The sequence below is a fragment of the Niastella populi genome (genome assembly GCF_002078015.1).
In the GTDB taxonomy this organism is placed as follows: Bacteria; Bacteroidota; Bacteroidia; order Chitinophagales; family Chitinophagaceae; genus Niastella; species Niastella populi.
In genome coordinates, this window is sequence record NZ_LWBP01000195.1 from 19,945 (window position 1) to 42,060 (window position 22,116).

Annotated in this window: 12 protein-coding genes; 8 read left to right on the forward strand and 4 right to left on the reverse strand. The window is 46.8% G+C overall.

Translation table 11 applies throughout. From position 1 onward, the window contains the following. Window positions 1-896: 896 nt before the first annotated feature. From A4R26_RS20755 to bla, 5 genes are all read left to right on the forward strand, one after another. Window positions 897-4,958, forward strand: coding sequence for a two-component regulator propeller domain-containing protein (locus A4R26_RS20755; RefSeq protein WP_081167820.1), 4,062 nt, complete (start codon window positions 897-899; stop codon window positions 4,956-4,958). A gap of 294 nt (window positions 4,959-5,252) precedes the next feature. Further along, window positions 5,253-8,363: a SusC/RagA family TonB-linked outer membrane protein gene (locus A4R26_RS20760; RefSeq protein ID WP_081167824.1), complete on the forward strand. Its 3,111-nt coding sequence runs from the start codon at window positions 5,253-5,255 to the stop codon at window positions 8,361-8,363. 18 nt (window positions 8,364-8,381) lie between these two features. Then, the gene (locus A4R26_RS20765; RefSeq protein ID WP_081167828.1) at window positions 8,382-10,079 is read left to right on the forward strand and encodes a RagB/SusD family nutrient uptake outer membrane protein; all 1,698 of its coding nucleotides are present in this window, start codon (window positions 8,382-8,384) and stop codon (window positions 10,077-10,079) included. Between the two features lie 109 nt (window positions 10,080-10,188). Beyond that, on the forward strand, window positions 10,189-12,609 hold the full coding sequence (locus tag A4R26_RS20770; protein ID WP_081167834.1) for a glycoside hydrolase family 2 TIM barrel-domain containing protein: 2,421 nt from the start codon (window positions 10,189-10,191) through the stop codon (window positions 12,607-12,609). A 166-nt stretch (window positions 12,610-12,775) separates the two neighbouring features. Continuing rightward, entirely contained in the window at window positions 12,776-13,645 is an 870-nt protein-coding gene (gene bla / locus A4R26_RS20775) for a subclass B3 metallo-beta-lactamase (RefSeq protein WP_081167839.1), read from the forward strand. 170 nt (window positions 13,646-13,815) lie between these two features. On the opposite strand, the gene A4R26_RS20780 is transcribed toward bla, so the two are convergent. Together A4R26_RS20780 and A4R26_RS20785 are read right to left on the reverse strand one after the other, a co-directional pair. Next, window positions 13,816-14,907: an RICIN domain-containing protein gene (locus tag A4R26_RS20780; protein WP_081167842.1), complete on the reverse strand. Its 1,092-nt coding sequence runs from the start codon at window positions 14,905-14,907 to the stop codon at window positions 13,816-13,818. 297 nt (window positions 14,908-15,204) lie between these two features. Further along, window positions 15,205-16,293: a glycoside hydrolase family 43 protein gene (locus tag A4R26_RS20785; RefSeq protein ID WP_081167845.1), complete on the reverse strand. Its 1,089-nt coding sequence runs from the start codon at window positions 16,291-16,293 to the stop codon at window positions 15,205-15,207. 692 nt (window positions 16,294-16,985) lie between these two features. On the opposite strand from A4R26_RS20785, the gene A4R26_RS35470 reads away from it, so the two are divergent. Further along, window positions 16,986-17,102, forward strand: a complete 117-nt coding sequence (locus A4R26_RS35470; protein ID WP_278248438.1) for a DUF4982 domain-containing protein — start codon at window positions 16,986-16,988, stop codon at window positions 17,100-17,102. Window positions 17,103-17,327: 225 nt separating this feature from the next. Here the strand turns inward: A4R26_RS35470 and A4R26_RS20795 are convergent, their stop codons facing one another. After that, window positions 17,328-17,816, reverse strand: coding sequence for an SRPBCC family protein (locus A4R26_RS20795; RefSeq protein ID WP_081167848.1), 489 nt, complete (start codon window positions 17,814-17,816; stop codon window positions 17,328-17,330). A gap of 121 nt (window positions 17,817-17,937) precedes the next feature. Between A4R26_RS20795 and A4R26_RS20800 the strand changes: the two genes are divergently transcribed. Both A4R26_RS20800 and A4R26_RS20805 read left to right on the forward strand, forming a co-directional pair. Further along, a complete protein-coding gene (locus A4R26_RS20800; RefSeq protein ID WP_081167852.1) occupies window positions 17,938-18,930 on the forward strand; it encodes a GlxA family transcriptional regulator in 993 nt (330 codons plus the stop codon). A 224-nt stretch (window positions 18,931-19,154) separates the two neighbouring features. Next, window positions 19,155-20,171 (forward strand): pectate lyase family protein, encoded by a 1,017-nt coding sequence (locus A4R26_RS20805; RefSeq protein ID WP_081167854.1) that lies wholly within the window; start codon window positions 19,155-19,157, stop codon window positions 20,169-20,171. Between the two features lie 144 nt (window positions 20,172-20,315). Here the strand turns inward: A4R26_RS20805 and A4R26_RS20810 are convergent, their stop codons facing one another. After that, a complete protein-coding gene (locus A4R26_RS20810) occupies window positions 20,316-21,770 on the reverse strand; it encodes an RICIN domain-containing protein (RefSeq protein ID WP_081167858.1) in 1,455 nt (484 codons plus the stop codon). Between the last annotated feature and the right edge of the window lie 346 nt (window positions 21,771-22,116).

Genomic DNA, 22,116 nt, shown 5'->3' on the forward strand with positions numbered 1-22,116 from the left:
AAAAAAATGTAATCGCTTTAAATGCGTAAATCAATTACGTGTGCCGTTTATAATACTCCATAAATAAAAAACTCCTGTATTGAAATACAGGAGTTCAGGATAATCATTTGCACCTGGAATAGACATTCAAAGCTGAACGATTATCGCTGTACGAAATAAAATGCAAATTGTTCCCTGTACCGCCGGGCGTTGGCCCAATGGCCGGGTTCTTTGCTATTATTGATTATTATACTCACTTTAAAAAATACACTCTTTATCTTTTTTACCCATTCGCCATATCTTAAAACGTGTTCAAAAAGATCAACGATTTGGGATAAAAAACTACCAATTGATACTATACATTCCCGTAAAGGTTCAAACGCCAAACCATCCTGCCCCCTCCTGTAAAAAAACAGTAAACACAAATCATACTGCCTGACCCGCCAGTTTAGTTCACTCAGCCCCTGTTACCCCGTCAGCTACAGGTTGTAAAATGGGTACAGGTTTTATCAGCAAACCGGCTGACTACAGCAACGGATCTCCCCCGGGTGCCGGTAAACCGGAATGACCAGCTTTGTTTCGGAAAATATAAAATGAAGCAGGAAGGCGGATGATAGTTTCATATGACAATCGTTAAGGTTATGGCAATGGCGCGTTGGCGCTTTTTCCAGGGTGCAGCCCTTAATAACCCCGGCAGCTTTTTAATATGAATATCTTCTGCTGGAAGATCTTTACAAACCTATTATTAACCAGTGAATTAGAGGTACGGATTTTGATCTTTATGGTTTGATTTTTATTCATAGCGGTATAAAAACCGGTATTGGGAAGCGTAAATAGTCACAAATACACTTATGCTGCCGGAAAATTAATTTTTCCCTACTTTTAACCCGCTAACGATTACAGAAAGGGGGGATCACATGCGTTGTAAAGCCATAGGCACACTTTCTATATTGCTATTGCTGGCAACATGCTCAGTTGCCTGGAATTACCCGGTAAAATACCTCGGCATCGACCAGGGTTTATCGAATAATGTGGTTATTACAATTTACCAGGACTATAAAGGCTTTATGTGGTTTGGCACCTACGATGGCCTCAACCGCTATGACGGCTACGGTTTTAAAATATTCAGGAACGTCATTGGCGACAGCACCTCCCTGAATAACAATACCATTTATACGATCGAGGGGGATAAAGAAAACAATATTTGGGTGGGCGGACTGAAAGGCGCCTGCGTGTATGACCCGGTAAGATCGAATTTTTCGCGGTTACAATACAGCACATTCAACGGGGGGGCCCTGCAATACCTGCAGGATAATATCCATACCATTAAAGCCTCGGCTGCCGGTTATATGCTTATAGGCACCCAGCAAAACGGATTACTCCTGTTTGAAAACAAACGTTCAATCGGTATACAGGTCCCTTTTCAGCAACATAGTTCCTACGATGTAACTGCCGTTGAACCCGATAAACGACACAATGCCATCTGGGTCTTTATTCAACAGGTTGGTCTCTGCCGGTACGATCATTCAAAAAAAAGCCTGCAGCTTGTAAGCAATGCTTTTAAACAGGCCAATAGCTTAAAAGCCGATAAACAGGGTAATCTCTGGCTGGGAAACGAAAATGGTCTTTATCACTTCGACGTTTCCACCTGGCAGTATTCAAACAACTATCTTCCCTGGCGCAGCAAGATCGTTAACCTGAATTTCGATAAACAGAATGTGCTATGGATCGGTTCAGACGGCAATGGCCTGCTGCAACTGCGGCCCGGCGACACAAAAGCATCGCCGTTTGTTTCAGCCACAGGTAAACCGCTGGTGAACAGCAATGCCGTGTATGCTATTTATGAAGATGCAGACGGCCGCAACTGGATCGGCACATTGCGTGGCGGCATCAATATGTTAGCGCCGCGCACAAGCTCATTTACGAACATTACGTATAATCCGCCGGGGAACGACAACCTCGTCAACAACTTCATACTGTCGTTCTGCGAAGACGAAAAGAACAATCTTTGGGTTGGAACCGATGGTGCAGGGCTCCGGTACTGGAACCGGAAACAAAATACCTTCACTCAATACGTCAACAACAGCACCACCGGTAATTCCATCAGCAGTAATTTCATTACAGGTATTGTTAAAGATAAGCATAATGAAATATGGGTATCTACCTGGCTGGGCGGCATCAACCGTTTTAATAAAAGCACCGGTACCTTTACCCGCTACGATTGCTACAACCCGGTAACGCGTGAAAAAGAGAATAATGTGTGGCTGTTGTACCGCGACGCTCAGAACAGGTTGTGGGCCGGCGCCACCAACGAAGGCAGCCTGTACCTGTTCAATTATCAAAGCAACCAGTTTGAGCTGTTCGACAATAACATTACCAACCTGCAATGTATTGCCGAAGACCGGCAGGGCGGTTTCTGGGGCGGCAATTATTCTACCCTCTTCCGCATTGATCGCAACAACAAAAAACATCAGCGCTACAATATAGATTATACCCTGCGCTGTATTCATGAGGATGCGAAACACAATTTCTGGATCGGCACCCAGGAGGGCGGTTTATTATTATTCGATCGTACAACAGGCAAATACAAACGTTTTACTACAGCCGACGGTTTGCCCGGCAATTCCATTCTGCGGATGCTGGAAGATGCTGCCGGTAATTTATGGTTAAGCACCTATAATGGGTTGTGCCGGTTCAACCCCCAGACAAAAACCTGCCGGAACTTTTCTCAATCCGACGGATTGCAAAGCAACCAGTTCAGTTTCAACGCAGGTCTTGCTTTGAGTACCGGCGAATTCCTTTTCGGGGGTATAAAAGGGTTCAATGTTTTTTATCCCGACAGCGTACAGGATGAAGCTGAACAACCAGCCATTTTTTTGACGGGACTAAAAATAAACAATGCGCCCGCCGAAGGGAATGATCAATACATTACAGCCAGAACGCTCGACCGTATTGACGAGGTCACCATTCCTTTCGACCGCGCGGTGGTATCGCTCGATTTCCTGGCACTGGAATACAATGGCGCCGACAAGATCAATTACGCTTATTTCTTACAGGGCTGGGATAAAGACTGGAATTATGTGAACCGCATCAGAACCGCCAACTACTCGCGATTGCAGGAAGGAAAATACCAGTTCAGGGTGAAGATCATGAACCCCGACGGCACCTGGGGCAACGAAACCCGTCTGCTGAACATTATAGTGCTGCCGCCCTGGTACAGAACGTGGTGGGCCTATTTATTATATGCGGTGTCCTTTGCCGGCATTATATATATCTACATTCGCTATACCCGCACGCAGGAACGGTTACGCTACGAGATCAAACTGGCACATGTAGAGAATGAAAAAGAGAAGGAATTGATGGAGCGGAAGATGACCTTCTTCACCAATGTGTCGCATGAATTCAGAACACCGCTTTCACTGATCATCAACCCGCTAAAGGAAGCGCTGCATACAGAACCCCGCAACGATCTGAGAACCGCATGGCGCAATGCGCGTCGTTTGTTAAGCCTGGTTGATCAGTTACTGCTTTTCAGAAAAGCAGACAATGGATCCGATACCTGTACAATTGCCGCCATCGACATTATTCACCTTTGCGAAGAGGTTCACCAGTGCTTTGTGCACCAGGCCAAAACGAAAAACATCGATTACCGCTTCACAACGGTAACGCCTTCCCTGACCATTTATGCAGATTATGAAAAGATAGAAATTGCCCTTTTCAACCTGTTGTCCAACGCATTTAAATTCACGCCTGACCATGGTTCTATTATTTTTAGTGTGCTGGAAACAAACAATACGGTGATCCTCGACATTCGCGATACCGGTTGCGGCATCGAGGCGGCCGACAGCCAGCGCATATTTGAAAAGTTTCAACAGGCAGGGCATGGCAAACGGCAATCGGGTTTCGGTATCGGGCTGTTCCTGGTAAAACAATATATAGAAAACCATAACGGCACGGTAACCTGTACCAGTGCGTTGAACCAGGGCACCACATTTTCCATTACATTATATAAAGGTTACAGCCACCTGCCCGCCCATTACGATTTCGTATCCGGCAAGGTGAATGAAGAGCACAATCTGCTGAAGGAATTGGCCGTGGAAGCTGACCAGCAACCTGAGGAAGAAAATGAGCCGGCGCCCGTTAAACAGGAAGGCAAACGGGCGGAAGAAGTGGTGACACAGAAGAAATCGATCCTGTTGATAGACGATAACCGGGACATCACCCAGTACCTGCAACAAATGTTCGAAAACAATTACCTGGTGTATGCAGCAGATAATGGCGACGATGGGTACAAACTGGCCCTGCGGCACACGCCCGACCTGGTTATCAGCGACATCAATATGCAGGGTATGGATGGACTGGAGCTCTGTTCAAAATTGAAACAGTCCGATATCCTTGGTCATATTCCCGTGATCCTGCTCACCGCCTCTGCCGCCACCGATATGAAATTAAAAGGTATTGAAGGCGGCGCCGACGATTATATTACCAAACCTTTCGATAAAACACTGCTTCAGGCAAAAGTGGAGACTATTTTGCGGAACCGCAACCTGCTGCAGCGTTTCTTTTTCGACAGCATCACCCTGAAAGAAACATCCACAAAAGTGCCGGCCGAATACCAGGAGTTCCTGCGTAAATGCATTTCGGTGATAGAGCAGAACATCGATACCGAAGACTTTACCATCAAAAAATTCTCCCAGGCAATGGGTATGAGCCATCCGGCCTTATATAATAAGGTGAAATCGATCTCGGGCCAGTCATTAAATGCTTTTATCCGTTCTATCCGGCTCCGGCGGGCTGCGGTGCTGATGTTGACGGAGAACATGAACATCAGGCAGGCCGCCTTCCAGGTAGGCATCAATGACGTTCGCTACTTCCGCGAACAGTTTGTAAAAGTATTCCATATGACGCCATCGGAATATATAAAGAAATACCGCGGCGCATTCAACAGGGATCACAATGTGATAAAAAGCGACCTATGAGGATGTGACAGTATTCATTATCCCATTTTGTATTCCCTGTATTTCATTGTCAAATTATCACATTATCCCATTAAATTCACCCCCCTCATTTTAGTGATTTACCCCCTCTTCTCCCCCTTTTACCAACCTACTTTGCAGAAGGCTGAAGGCGCAAGGCAGAAGGCATAAGGCCTAATCCCCGGATTTCGGGCTTACTGAAAATATTCGGGGGAATGGCATTTCGAAACCAGCGTTCAGCGTTCAGCCTTAAGCCTTCAGCGTAATTGATTTCTTAACCCAAACGAGCTTGTTCGTATGAGACAATTTCTGCACCTGCAACACAGGGCGGCCGGTTTTCTGTTTACCCGGGCCGTCAAACAAATGCTTCTCATTGCCTTTTTTCACGTGATCAGTTTACCGCTGTTTGCCCAGTCCCCGGTTCAGGGCAGGGTTACCGGCAATGAAGGTCCATTGGCTGGGGTTACCGTCACAATTAAAGGCACTCAAACATCCACCGTTACCGATACGGCTGGTAAGTTTTCCATTTCCGCCGCCGATAAGTCGGTGCTGGTATTCACACATATTAATTATGCAGTTCGGGAGATCACCGTAAATGGTACGGAAGAGATCAATGTAACCCTGAACGCGGCGAACAGCAACCTCAACGAAGTGATCGTGATCGGGTACAACACGCAAAAGAAAGCCACGCTCACAGGATCCGTTTCTGTCGTAAAAGGCGCCGACCTGGTAAAGAGCCCGCAGGTAAACGTTTCCAACTCCCTGGCCGGCCGCGTATCGGGTATCATCCTTAACAACCGCAGCGGTGAACCGGGTTACGACGGCTCCAGTATTTCCATCCGCGGAAAAGGTACAACCAATAATAATGACGTACTGATCGTAGTTGATGGCGTACCGGGACAGATAGGCGGGCTTGAAAGATTGAACCCGAACGATATTGAAAGCATGTCTATATTAAAAGACGCTTCTGCCGCCATCTACGGCAGCCGTGCCGCAAATGGCGTAATTCTCATTACCACCAAACGCGGCAAAACGGGCAAACCATCCATTTCGGTCAGTTACGACCATGGCTTTTCTTCCCCTACCCGTTTACCCAAAATGGCCGATGCCGCCACTTACGCAGCCATCAGCAATGAAATTGCATATTATAATAACCCGGCCGGCGGCATGAACCAGCAATACGCTGCTGCCGACATTCAAAAGTTTGCCGATGGCACTGATCCGCTAAACTTTCCCAATACCGATTGGGCAAAAACGACCCTTAAAAACTCCACGGGGCAGGACAATGCCAATGTTTCGATTTCCGGCGGCTCAGATAATGTGCGTTATTATTTAAGCGCCGGTTTCCTTTACCAGGATGGCCTGTACAAAAACGGCGCTGCCAAATACAATCAATACAGCTTCCGCTCGAACATCGACGCCAATATCACCAAAGACTTCAAGGTGAGCCTGTACTTATCGGGCCGCGAAGAAGACCGGCAATTCCCCACCTCATCCGCAGGCAGCATCTTCCGCTCTATCTATCGCGCCTACTCAACCATCCCGGCCTTCTACCCCAATGGCCTGCCTTCAACTGGTATTGAAGGAAATAATCCGGCGCTGATGGCAACAAGTATAGGCGGCCTTTCGAAAAATCCCGGCCAGGTATTTAATGGCATATTGAAAAGCAGTTATAATATTCCCGGCGTAAAAGGCTTATCGGCAGAAGGATTTGCGGCGGTAGACAAATCGTGGTTCTTCACAAAAACATTCAATACGCCTTACGTCCTGTATTCATACGACAAGGCCACTGATAATTATAACCCGAGGGTCGTTGGCGGCAGTAATAACGCCGCTACCCTCAATGAAAGCCAGGAGAACAGAACACAGATCACTACCAACATCAGGCTGAACTATATAAATAATTTCGGTGATCATAATATCAATGCCTTCATTGGATACGAACAAAGTGAAATGAAACGCGACACCTTCGGCGCTGCCCGTATAAATTTCCCTTCGGTTCAAACACCTGAATTATCGCAGGGCGGCACCGCTGCTACCGACCGCGACAATGGCGGCAAAAGCAATAACTACACCCGCAAAAGCTATCTGGGAAGAATAGCCTACAACTATGACGAACGCTATCTGTTCGAAGCACAAATGCGTATCGACGGCTCATCTACTTTCCCCAGCGGCAAACGGTATGGCTATTTCCCATCAGTATCGGCAGGCTGGCGCATTTCCAATGAAAAATGGTTCCGCGACCTTACGTTTATAAATGAATTGAAGATCCGTGCATCCTATGGCGTATTGGGTAATGACAACGTGGCCATGTTCCAGTACCTGAACAATTATTCATTCAACAGCCAGGTGGTATTGGGACCGGGTATAGTGCCCGCCATTGACCTTACCAAACTGGCCAATTCACAAATACATTGGGAGGAGGCGCGTAAAACAGATATCGGTATAGAAGGGGTTGTGCTCAGGGATATCTCGTTTGAATTCATCTGGTTCAGACAACAACGCACCAATATCCTTGCCAACCGTAACGCATCCATACCTGCCGTCACCGGCATTGTAAATCCATTTGGCTCCGATCCTTTGGTTCCCTCTGAAAACATCGGTGAAGTAAATAGCAATGGGATCGAAGCAACATTGGGTTACAACAACCGTAAAGGAAAATTCCATTATGGCGCTTCCGCCAACATTACCTATGCCAAAAACAAGATCATCTTTATCGATGAAGCGCCGGCTGTACTTACCTGGCAAAAACAAACCGGCGGCCCATTGAACAATTACCTCCTGTATAATTCGCTCGGCATCTTCCGCAGTGCAGATGAGATCAACAAATACCCGCACCTGAGCGGTGCGCAGCCCGGCGATCTTATTTTGCAGGATTATAACAACGATGGCAGGATCACCGCCGACGACCAGGTAAGAACAAAATATGGCAACATTCCTCAAATCACGTATGGCATATTGATGAATGCAGATTACAAATCGTTTGACGTATCTGTCGTCTTTGCCGGACAAACCCGCGTAAGCCAGTTCGTATTGCCCGAGTCGGGCACGGTTGGTAACTTTTACAGCAGTTGGGCCGATAATCGCTTGAGCCCATCGAATGCCAACGGTTCATATCCCCGGGTCGACACCCGTACATCGGCTTCTGTCAATGGCGGCTTGTACCCCAGTACATTCTGGCTGAACAATGCCTCCTTCCTGCGATTGAAGAATATAGAGCTTGGTTATAATATCACCGGCGCGGCATTGACAAAATTAAAAATGCAATCACTGCGGGTATACCTGAGCGCCTTCAACCTGTTCACCGTTACAAAAGTGAAAGACTACGATCCGGAAGGCGATAATTACAGCGGGCAGTTCTATCCGCAGCAACGAATTGTAAACCTGGGTGTAGGATTAAGATTTTAAACTGTAAATAGGCAGACAATGAAAACAACCATCTTTCGAAATATATTTTATACAGCTTGTATCGCATCGGCGCTTACCGCCTGCAGAAAAGATTTTCTTACCATTCAGCCAACTGACCGGGTTTCTGAAGGCGCTATCCTCTCAGACTCGCTGTTATTTGAAGATTATGTATATGGCCGGTATGTAGGCATCCGGTTACAGGATAAAGAAGGCGATGGCACCAATCCCGGTTTCGGCCGTGGATTTGAATATGCCATGTGGAGTTCGTTAACAGACGAAAGTATCTACAACAACGATGATAACACCTGGCTGGTGCAAAGAGGTTTACTGGCGCCTGAGAACACCGGTATTGCCGGTACCATCTGGGGGCGCAGTTATCGCGGCATCCGCGATTGCAATTTCGCTATCTCCAATATCGGTAAAGTCCCTATGAGTGCCGCGAAAAGAGATCGCCTGACGGGAGAACTGAAATTCATCAGGGCATTCCGTTATCACGATATTATAAGAAATTACGGTGCGGCTATCTTAATGGGCGACTCTGTCTATAACCTCAACGACAATCTGCAGGATGAAGCATTGTTCAAAAGAGCATCCTTAAAAGAATCGATCGATTATGCAGTAGCGCAACTCGATGAAGCCGCAGCCCTTTTGCCATTGAACAATGACGACAAATGGCTGCTAGGGCGCGCTACAAAAGGCGCGGCACTGGCGCTTAAATCAAGACTATTGTTATATGCGGCCAGCCCGCTTTATGCAACCGGTACCTGGCAGGCAGCAGTAACCGCTGCACAGGCGGTTATAGGCCTGAATAAATACAGCCTGTATACCGGTGGTTATGGCAACCTGTTCCTGAATGGCGACAACAGCGAAGCCATCTTTGAACGGTTGTATACGAAGAATGCAGGCCATACCCATCTTGAAATTGCCAACGGCCCCAACAGTTATGGCGGCTGGGGCGGTAACCTGCCCTTACAAAACCTGGTAGATGATTACCAGATGAACAATGGGAAATTCATCACCGACGGCACATCGGGTTACGATGCACAGAACCCATATGTTAACCGCGACAAACGCTTTTACGAAACCATCCTGTATAACGGCGCCGCCTACCGCGGCAGTACCATAGAAACATTTTTGCCTGGTGGTAAAGACAGCAAGGATGGTCCTGATAACTGGAATACTTCCAAAACCGGTTATTACCTTAAAAAATTCATGAACGACGCCTATCCTTTGCAAAATCCCTGGGGCAATGCCGGTTTTCAGCCCTGGTACTATATCCGCTATGCGGAAATACTGTTGAACTTTGCAGAAGCTGCCAATGAAGCCTACGGAGCAGATGTAGTGCCACCCGGTTCTACCCTGTCGGCCCGTACCGCGGTAAACCTGGTTCGGCAAAGAGCAGGTGTTAACATGCCGGCACTTGCTTCCGGTTTGTCACAAACGCAAATGCGTGATGCCATCCGTTACGAACGCCGGGTTGAACTGGCTTTCGAAGAGCATCGCTTTTATGATGTAAGAAGATGGAAGATAGCCGAAGTAACGGAAAACAAACCGGCCGGCGGTATAACCGTTACCAAAACAGGAAGCACTTATTCCTATGCCACCAAAGTAGCGCTGGATGGCCGTAAATTCGAAAGCAAACATTACTGGCTGCCCATACCACGGGCTGAAATTCAGGCCAGCAATAACAAAATAGCGCAAAACAGCGGCTACTAATCTTTCAATTAAAATCAATATCTTAATACCAAAGAGCTGCGGCCATGCCGCCTTTTTGTTTAATGAACGAACGGGAACGAAGTCTGTAAAATCATAACAATTCGGGAATATGAACTGGAATCGTAATTATTGTGTGCTGTTATTGTTCCTGTTGCCGGCGATTGCATTTGCCCAGGAAACCAGACAGCAGCTTTTGTTCAACGACAACTGGAAGTTCTACAAAGGCGAGGTAAAAGAAGCGGAAAAGACGGCATTCAACGATGCCTCCTGGCGCACGCTGAACCTGCCGCACGACTGGAGCGTTGAAGGCCCCTTCAGTAAGGAATGGGCCAGTGGAACCGGTTACCTGCCGGGCGGCATCGGCTGGTACCGTAAAACATTTACCCTTCCGGCAAAATGGAGCGGCAGGAACGTATTCATTTATTTTGATGGCGTTTACAAGAACAGCGAAGTGTTTATCAATGGCCACTCCATTGGTAAACGGCCGAACGGGTTTATTCCGTTTCAATACGAACTAACGCAATACCTGAAAGCCGGCGGCAACAATACCCTTGCGGTAAAAGTAGATCATTCCGCCTTTGCCGATTCACGATGGTATACCGGTTCAGGCATTTATCGCAATGTATATCTCATTGCCACCAACCCGGTGCACATCGATAAATGGGGCGTGGCATTCAGCACCCCCGTTGTATCGGCAGCCAGCGCAACCGCAAACATAGCGGTAACAGTAGCCAATAGCAGCAAGGCAAACCAGCCGGTAACCGTACAATGCACATTACTCGATAAAGATGGCAAACAGATAGCAACGGCACAAAAGAATATAACCGCCAATACAAAAACCACATCCGAGGCCGGTTGTACTTTCAATGTTTCAAATCCTGTATTATGGTCGGTTGATAACCCTTACCTGTACACTCTACGGGTGTCGCTTTTGGCTGGCGGAAAGAAAACCGACGAATGGACAGACAAGGTCGGCATTCGCTCGATCAGGTATGACGCCAACAACGGTTTTTTCCTGAACGAAGTATATACCAAACTGCTGGGCGTTTGTATACATGACGATGCGGGCGTACTGGGGGTGGCCGTTCCCGAAGAAGTATGGATCAGAAGGTTCCGCACCCTGAAAGCAGCCGGCGTAAACTCCATACGGTTTAGCCATAACCCCCATGCCGATTATCTATACCGCTTATGCGATGAAATGGGTTTTGTGGTAATGGACGAGGCGTTTGACGAATGGGAAGCAGGCAAGAACAAATGGATCAAAGGCTGGAACAAAGGCACGCCGGGCAGGGATGGTTATAATACTTATTTTAAAGAATGGGCCGACCGCGACCTGCGCGACATGATCCTGCGTAACAGGAACCGCCCCTCTATTATCATGTGGAGTATTGGCAATGAGATCGATTATCCAAATGATCCCTATACGCATGAGATCCTGAACAGCGGTAATAATCCGCAGATCTATGGCAGGGGGTACGATTCCACGCATCCGCCAGCCTCACGATTGGGTGAGATCTCGAAACACCTGGTACAGGTGGCAAAAAAATATGATACCACCCGCCCTGTTACAGCCGCACTTGCCGGTGTTGTTATGTCGAACACCACCAGCTATCCCGCCAACCTCGATATTGTGGGTTATAATTACCAGGATTACCGCTATGAAGAAGACCATAAAAAATATCCCAACCGGGTAATCTATGATAGTGAAAACGGTATGCGGCTTTCAGCGTGGAATGCTGCCAGCAAACCGTATGTGGCCGGCATGTACCTGTGGACGGGTATCGATTACCTCGGTGAAGCCGGTGAATGGCCGAACCGCAGCAACCAGGCGGGACTGTTAGACCTTGGCGGTTTTGCCAAACCGGAGTATTATTTCCGGCAAAGCCTCTGGACACAAAAACCGATGGTGTATATCGGTACAGCCCATATTCCCAAATCGGAAGACAATGGGATCTGGAGCCACCGGCAGGCTGCGCCTAAATGGAATGGAACCGATGGGGATTCCATCAGGGTAAACTGTTTTACCAATTGCGATGAAACAGAATTGTTCCTCAATGGAGAATCATTGGGTAAAAGAACGATGGCTGATTCGAAGAACAGGTTGATGTACTGGAACACGGTGTATCACCCCGGTGAACTGATCGCAAAAGGATACAAAGATGGCAAAGAAGCAGCCCGGTATTCGCTGGCCACTACAGGTAAGGCTACTAAAATTGCGGCCGGTATTTATAAAGATCCCCTCATCGATGCACGTACCGGTGTGCAGCAAATTGAAGTGGCACTTACCGATGACAAAGGACAAAAAGTATATGATGCAGAAGATGCCGTTACTGTAAGTATAAAAGGCGCCGCCACTTTACTGGGCCTCGAGAACAGTGACGCCAATGATGTGAGCGATTATAAAGCAGATACAAGGAAGGCAAGACATGGTAAGCTGATCGTATATGTGCAGCCTGCATCCAAAGGCGGAGCATATGAAGTTAAGCTGCAGGCCGCGGGTATGGAGCCGGTAGTATTGCTGTTTAACTGATTATCGGATGACCCGCCTTTTAGGGTTCGGTTATCCCCTATAAAGTACTCGTCTTACTAAAATTACGCAAAAGGGTGCGCCTCCTGAATTAAGAGATGCACCCTTTATGTTTTAATGTAATAATGGTTCTAAATTTGCTGTTTCAGGCTGGCTAAACATCACACAAATGAAGAAAATAATTTTAATATCTGTTCTATTCCTGCTGATCGCCCGTATTTCCCCTGTTGCGCAACAACTGGCGCCGTTACCCAATAACAATAAAGAATGGAGCGATCCCTGCGAACCGTTCCGGATTGCCGGCAACCTGTATTATGTAGGCACGTATGATCTTAGCTCCTATTTGCTGGCTACGCCCAAAGGCCATATTCTTATCAATACCGGTTTGGCCGAATCGGTTCCCATGATAAAAAAGAACATGGAGCAACTGGGTTTTAAAATGAGCGATATAAAGATCCTGCTAACAACCCAGGCGCATTATGATCATGTGGCCGGTATGGCTGATATAAAAAAACGCACCGGCGCCAAAATGTGGGTCGATGAAAAAGACGCCCAGGCGCTGGCAGATGGCGGCAACTCAGATTATTATATGGGAGGAAAAGGTCCTTTGTTCCTACCGGTAAAGGCTGATAAACTTTTGAAAGATCACGATACCATTAGTTTGGGCGGCACAAAACTGGAGCTGCTGCACCATCCCGGCCATACAAAGGGTTCCTGCAGTTACCTTGTAACCGTAAAAGATGAAAAGAAAAATTATACTGTGCTGATCGCAAACATACCTACCATTTTAGGCGGAACAAATTTGAGCGGTATGCCCGGTTATGCGGATATCGGTAAGGATTTTGGCTATACTATCGACACGATGAAGAAGATACAATTTGATCTTTGGGTAGCATCGCATACCAGCCAGTTCGATATGCACAAAAAAAGAAAGAAAGGCGACGCCTATAATCCTGAAGCCTTTGCCGGCCGTAGCGATTACGATGCGGTAATGGGGGAACGCGAAACCGATTATAAAAAACTACAGGAAGCGAAATAGGTAACATTCATATGCGATGACAATGCTCACTATTCTATAGACTTTAAATAAGTTGAAGTTGAACTTCAATATCCATCGATGAGCTGCGGGGTATTGAGTTCAATATTGCATATCTATAAAAAAAGTTGGCCCACCCCTGGAAAGAGGGGCCCAACTCTTTTTAAATTTATTTACATTCCGCTTGCCCGCATGGCCCACACTATTTTCACATGCCGGTAAGCGCCGGCTTCCGACCATTCACTATCATAATTAAGTCCATACGGCCAGAAATGCCCGCCACCGGTATTGATCACCGCACCAGGCCCGTCGAACGAGCGGATACAATCAACCGCAATCGTGCCGACAAATAATCCACCGGAAATATTCGAATTCCATCCCGACGACAGGCCAACGCCATACGTATGCGCAATTTCATGCATAGCTGTTCGAACAGCCTGGTAGCTGGTATTTGCACCAAACCTGATGTTACCGTTGGTGCTGCCATCTGCGGTAGGAACGCCGGTGTTATACTCAACCGTCAATGTGCGGGCAGGCCAGTTGGCGCCGGCATTGTACCGGGCACAGGCTGCATTCATGGCATTGGTTATACGGGTTTGCACATCGGCCGGCACATTGGTACTGGTGAGCGTCCAGGTAAGTTGTCCGCTATGCGTTACCCGTAACAAGCCCCATTGCTGGTTTTCACCGCCCCAGTAGCCCCATTGTGCAACATTCGCACCCGGTGATTCCGATTGCCCGGCCACATCCAGATCCTTACCGCTGTTGCGGTTTACGATACGGTAATAACCGTTTCCAACACTGATGAATTGCCATTGCTGGTTATTGGCGCCGGAATAATCCTGGATGCTCACATTGTTACCATCGGCTGTGCCACTCTGGTATACCTCCAGCGATTTACCGCTTTGTACACCAATGATCGAATAATATCCGCCCGACAGTTGCGTCAGTGTCCACCGTTGATTGGTTGCGCCGGCAGCGCCCCACTGTAATACATTGGCGCCATTCGCCGTTGAGGCTGAAGCCACATCGAGTACCATACCGCTTTTGCGGTTTACGATGAGGAACGTACCATTGGCCAGGGTTTGTAACGTTTCTGAAGCGGGTACTCTTGCCGCGGAAAGGTCCTCCTGTTTGGTGGTATTCACTGCAGGAGCGTCTGTGCCGGCATTTTCGGGGACGCCATCTTTTTTACAGCTTACAATAATTAATGGCACAAGAATAAACAACGCCAGGCAGCGTTGTACAAGCAATCTGTTTCCCATACAAGGTTTAATTTTAAGGTAATTGAATTGATCATGAATTTACCTTGATGCCTGATGACGCACAGGGGGCTAACTAATTTAAAATGGGGGGCATTTTGATACCCTTTCCCTTCTCTATATTCAATGACATAAATTGTGGCGGTAATGGCTTATCACTATATTCCAGCGTTATGTGATCTTCGCGTTTTCGCTCACAAACAAAAAACCCCGGCCAATACCGGGGCTTAATTAGAACAAATATGAGCAAACAGCGCTTTCGGTAAATGGGGGGTGTTCGCCGGGCGCCCCTTTCTTACTTTACCGCTGTGAATGTATTGTTGTTATAGTTCCATCAGCGTTATGTTTCAATTCGGTAACCTTTACATTGCGCAAATGTGTTTTACCCGACAATTGTATATCATGATAGAACAAATACCATTTGCCATCTTTTTCAATTATCGAGTGGTGATTGGTCCAGCCTTCAACGGGTGAAAGCAATACGCCTTTGTAGGTGAACGGTCCGTTCGGATTATCGCCAATGGCATATACGATATTATGCGTATCGCCGGTTGAATAAGAGAAATAATACTTTCCATTGTATTTATGCATCCAGGCAGCTTCAAAGAACCGGCGGTCGTTATCTTTCTCTTTGTACAATTTACCGGCGCTGTCTACAACCTTTACTTCCTTAACAGGCCCGGCAAAACTTTTCATATCGGCGCTTAATTTGGCTACGCGGGGTAAAATGGCCTGTTCATCGGGCTGACGCAGTTTGCCGGCGCTGTCGTATTTGTTATTGTTCCAGCGTTGTAATTGTCCGCCCCAGATACCCCCGAAATACATATAATACGAGCCATCGTCGTCTTTGAATACACAGGGATCGATACTATAGCTTCCCTTTATAGGTTCCTTTTCTGCGGTAAATGGTCCTTCCGGCGTTTTTGACGTAGCTACGCCTATCCTGAATACATCCTGTTTGTCTTTTACAGGAAAGTATAAATAATATGTACCGTTGGCAAAGGCTGCGTCGGGCGCCCATAACTGCCGGCCCGCCCAGGGAATATCCTTTACATGCAATGCCACACCATGATCGGTTACTTTACCCCCTACGGCGTCCATAGAAAGAATGTGATAGTCCATCATATTGAAATGATCGCCATTATCATTCTCAGGCGTACCGGTTGCCGTATCGTGCGATGGATAAATGTATATTCTGCCGTTGAAAACATGGGCCGAAGGATCGGCGGTATAAATATGCGATACCAACGGTTGCTGCAGGTATTTATCATCCGCAGCATTGGTGTTTATCTCGGTTGAATCTGTTGTGGGGGCTGTGCTGTTACCGGCATCATTGCAGGCGGTAATTACCGCTATGGCCGATGCCATTAAAAAGATCTTTCTTTTCATATGTTATATAGTGTGTTGTTTTTTTGTCGCAATCGTCGTTTAAGGTGCATTTTACCTAAAAATACTGAAATCGTTTACATAAGATTCTGCCAGTTGTAATTTCCCTGATGAATGATCCAGGTCTTCTTTTCGAATCATTAACTCCTAAATCCTTCAGCTTATAATGCACCGGATTACCCAACAAATCGTGAATTTACAATTTCAGGCGACCGGGTATTCACGAAAATAAATAAAAAACTGACATTCAATACTATTATAACCAATTATGATCCTATTTTAACCAGCCCTTCACCTCATTAAATTTCAGGATCAGGGTTTGCGGTAAACCAGGTAAATACACATAGTCACTTTTCTCTCTTCGCCATTACCGGCCTTCGGCCAGCTTTACAATCAGGGCCCCGGGCTGCCGATAAGGAGGCACAGAGTAAAATAAACAAAAATATATTGTAATCGGTTACATCGTATTATAAAATCATCTCCATTCATTAACGATTCAAGAGAAATTACCCCGTCATACAGTTGAGCACAGTACGAAAGCATGTTTGCCAGTCACTTCGAATGCTTTTTATAGGTGTAGTGTTGAACGACTTTTTGCCTGCGGATTGTAAAAGCCAGGCAGCTACAAAAACAGCTGCTCCTGATCAGGCGGCCGCGCCCGTTCGGGAACGCATCAACCTGAACGCCGGCTGGAAATTCATGAAGCAGAACTTTTTCTCAATAACAGATCATTGGGCAGAAAAAAGAAAGGAGCGTACGAATACCGTCTGCGGTGGGACAGTGTACTATATGAACCCGGTACCTTGCGGTAGGTTGCATACAAGCATGGAAAACCCTGGGCGGCAGATACCGTACGCACCGCAGGTGCAGCAGCCAGACTGCAGTTGCAGGCCGACAGAAACGTCATAAACACCAATGGCGAAGACCTCTCTTTCAAAGCAAATAGTTGGTCAGTTATTCAGTTGTTCAGTTTAAGGCAAAAACTAAACAACTGAATAACTCAATAACTGAATAACTGAATAACTGAATAACTCAACTTAACCCAGTTGATGTTCTTTAACCAACTGCTCATTAAAACCACCTTCTTTAGGATTAGGCGCGCCCTTACCGGTAGTGATGAGGTTATATAAACTATTGGTAACATAATTCCCCCATGCTTTCCTGCAAACATCAAAACATTCATATTCAGGAACCAGTCCAACCTGTGTAAACTGAAGCTGGGTTTGATTGTTTTTCCCGGTGATCTCAAAAACGATCGTATTGCCTGTCCATTCTGTTTTGTCGTTGGTAAATTTGAAATAATTATCAAGCACCTCCCATACGACCTTTTTGCCGGGAACAAACTCTATGATCCTCATTTTACAACGATGCACATCCTGGTAATGATAATCGAATTCGGCGCCGGGCTGATCAGTACTACCTGCTATTTCCTCTGACCACCAGCCACGAACATTATTGATGGCATTAAACACGTCCATAGGCGTTTGATCCACTACGATGGTTGTGGTAAAATCTTTTGACGACATAGTTATATTTTTTTGATCATCAAAGCTACCGGCTTACACCAACTTTAATCGGGTGTAAAATAGACAATCCATAGGGTTGAATTGGACAAAGCAATCCGTATCTTTATACAAACGATCCATCATGCAAAAAGTGGTAATACTGGTACCGAACGAATATGTAAACCTCAGCAGCGTAGCAGGCTCATATGAAATACTAACCCGCGCCAATGACTACTGGCAACGGACAGGCAATGAATCAAAGATGGAAGTCATTGTGGCTGGGTTCACGCCGGAATTGCAACTCGATGCGGGTTTGTTCACCATCCATCCCGTACATATAAAAAACATCGATAAAGCCGACCTGGTGATCATTCCTTCCATTGCCAATAACGGTTTTGAAAGTATGATAGAACAGAACCTGGAAATGGTCAGCTGGATCAAAGAACAGTATAACAAAGGTGCAGAAATAGCCAGCATTTGTTCTGGCGCCTTTTTACTGGCGGCAACGGGTTTGCTTGAAGGCAAAACCTGTTCTACCCACTGGAATGTGGCCGGTGATTTCAAAAGAATGTTCCCCAATATCAACCTGCACATCGATAAACTGATAGCCAGTGAACCGGGCATTTATACCAATGGTGGTGCATTCTCGTTTCTTAACCTGGTATTGTTCCTGGTTGAAAAATACTTCGACCGGCAAACGGCCATCTTCTGTTCAAAGATCTTCCAGATAGACATTGAAAGGTCATCACAATCGCCCTTCCTGATCTTCCAGATCCAGAAGAACCACGATGATGATGTGATTCGTGAAGCGCAAAACTTTATAGAAGAAAACCTTGGTGAAAAAATATCGTTTGAAGAACTGGCCGCCAAACTGGCCGTCAGCAGACGTAATTTCGACCGCCGTTTTATAAAGGCTACCGGTAATACCCCCGTGGAATACCTGCAACGTGTAAAAGTGGAAGTGGCAAAAAGGTCACTGGAAAGCGGTAAGAAAACTGTATTTGAAGTAATGAACGATGTTGGTTACACCGACGACAAAGCATTCCGCGAAGTGTTTAAAAAACTTACAGGCCTGTCGCCACTCGAGTACCGCGCCAAATATAATATGACCCACGCTCCGGGAACGATTGCGTAAATAAATTCTCTCCCGCTATCATGCAAACGAAAAAACGAAACTAACTTTAATAAGCCTGAAAGAAGATAATTACCCGGAACCTGTACATTTTATACCCTCTCCTAAAAGTACGTTCATCATCTATTTCTGCGATAGTTCTACCCTATCGACTACTGAGCTATTTATTGATGTTCAGAGCGCTCTGACATAACCATTTATCATTTATTTTTTAAACTATTGCCATCATGAAAAAAACGATTCTGCCAATCGGTGCACTACTCGTATGCGCCACTATTTCCACCAGTGTATTAACTACGGGCTGCCAGAAAAATACAGGATCAAACCAACAGGATCCCGGTGTTTCTTCGAACGAAGACGTAAACACTGAATTTACAGTTGCAACTGCCAATGGTTTTGCGGCCGGCACCACGGGTGGTTCCAGTCCGATAACAGTTACCACAGCGGCAGCTTTCAGAACAGCAGCTGAATCGAGCAGCAGTCAACTCATTACAGTTTCCGGTAATCTCAACCTGGGATCGAGCCAGGTAAATGTAAAGTCGAATAAAACCATTATTGGCGCCAATTCAGGCTCAGGTATTATTGGTTGCCTGCGGCTTTCGGGCGTAAGCAATGTAATTATTCAAAACCTTAATATCACCAATCCTTCGGGTGCGGGTACCGGAGATGGCATTGAAGTATCGGGAAGTACAAGGGTATTTATTACCAAATGCCAGTTTACCGACTGTTCAGATGGAGAACTCGATATTGTGCGGGCCTCTGATCTGGTTACGGTTTCGTGGTGCCGGTTCCGGTATGCTTCGCAATCTTCGCACAAATATGTGAACCTCATTGGCAATGGCGACAACGCAACCGGCGACCGTGGTAAACTGCGTGTAACCATGCACCATAACTGGTACGATGCGGGCTGCCAGGAAAGAATGCCACGCGTGCGTTTTGGCCAGGTACACTGCTACAATAATTATTATGCAGCATCGGGCAGTAACTATTGTGTTGGCGTTGGTAATGAAAGCCAGATCAGGGTGGAGAACTGTTATTTTCTGAACCAGAGCAATGCCTGGAAGAACTATAGCAGTTCAGGTGCGCAGGGAAGAATCAACTGGAACAGCGGTAACGTATTTAGCGGTACCACCATTCCAACATGGGCGCCCAATTCATCAGTTTTCGCGGTTCCTTATTCTTATTCAATGACCGCTGGCAGCGGCGTACCCAGCGCTGTAACCGGTAATGCCGGAAACAAGTAATCAAAAGTTATAATGTGCCACACTTTCCAGGTGTGGCACATTTCGGTTATGCTACTGCTTTGTTTAACGCGAAACACAGGTCAATGCTCCCTGTTCTGCCATTTTTGCGTTAGGCGTTTTGCATTTGCGTTCCGCGTTCTGCGTCTACTGCACGATCTGCCATTGCTGGTTGCGGCCGCCATTGTAGGGCCACTGGATCGCTGAGGCGCCGTTGGTGGTAGAACCGCCATTGATATCGAGCGATTGCCCGCTGTTGCGGTTGGTTATTTCAAAATAGCCAAAACCCATATCCACAATACGCCACTGCTGGTTGTTGCCGCCGCTATAATCCCATTGAATGATACCGGTGCCGGCAGTAGTGGAACCGCCGTTCACATCCAGCGCCTTATTGCTATTGCGGTTTATGATGCTGTAATAGCCATTGCCCAAACTGGTTATTTTCCATTGCTGGTTATTGCCGCCCCAGTAATCCCATTGCACTATAGCGCCGCCATTGGCAGTGGAAGAGCCATTCACATCGAGCGCTTTATTGCTTTGCCGGCATACAATGCGATACCAGGCCGAACTGTTAAAACTTCCCTGCGGAAAACTAACCGGAGTATTACCCCATCCATATTGCAGCCGGGTCAATCCGGAGGTATTGTTGGTCGTTAATGTAGAACCATTCAGGGTAAGCAAGCTATAGGTGTCGCCATTGCGCAAACCGGGCCAGTAAACGCAACCCATTGAGCGGGCCAGTATGCCCTGCGTCATTCCCTGAAAATAAGCGATCTCGCGGTCGCTCCCCGGGGCGCCGAGGTAGTTCTTACCCGTAGTCATGGGAATTCCGAATTCGGTTACAATGGTGCGGTCGGGATAGTTGATGGATTGTATGGCTGCCACCCAGTCGCCGACGGTTGTTTTGTTGTTATCGAACCAGGTATAGTTGTGGTAAGAAAGCAAACAACCGCTCAACCGGCTATCGGCCCCTACTACATTTACGTTCTGCGCGTATCCCTGTCCGTCGAGAATAATGCGGCCGCGCGGAACAGAAGGATAATTACTCAGAAAGGTTGCATACAAATTATTGAGATCGTTGGCACTATACCCATGCGGTTCGTTGAAGGGTTCAAAATAAATGCGGCTGTTGGTGCCATATTTACTGATAATGGCCTGCCACATATTCCAGAACTGCGTGGTATTATCTATCAGTCCGTTACGCGAACTGGCGCTCTCCCAATATGCGAGGATCACATTCATTCCCCTGCTGGCAGCCAAATCGATAGCGCCCGTATAGGCATTCCAGTACGATTGGGAAACTGTAGCCGGGTTCACCGGCAGCCGCACCGTATTGGCGCCACGGTTCTGAAACGCGGTAAGAACAGGCCCCGATTTCGTTTGAACGCCGGCATAGCTGTCGGAAGCGGAAAGTCCGCTCACGATCACCAGATCGTCTTTAAAGTTATCGGCCGGGTCGGCCCAGTTCACTCCTTTGAAATTATTGGTAGCGTTTACGGTTACGGGCAACCGGTTGTCAGGCGCAGGCGTTTCTTCCCGTACAGGCGTTTTTGAACAGGCTGCTACCATTACAGGGAGCAGACAAATAAACAGTTTTTTCATTGCAATCGTTTTTTAGATGAAGGTTAACCAGGCACCGGTTGCCGGTTACCGGTCCGTACCCGGGACTTTCGAATTACAGGCAACAGGCAACAGGTTTCAGGTTCCCTGCTTCATGGCCAGTGCATCGAAAATGTTAAATGATTCCGCAGTTAAAATTAAATACACTACAGTAGCTGACGAGGGGGATAAATTCTTAAAATAAGGGGGAGGAATTCAATGGGCAATAGGCAATAAGTTAGCGAATTACAGGAATGCCGAAATATCGGCAATCCCTGCCAATTGCACATTGCCAGTTATATTGACGTTCTGAACAAAGCAATTTGACGTTTTAAACAAAATACCGTTT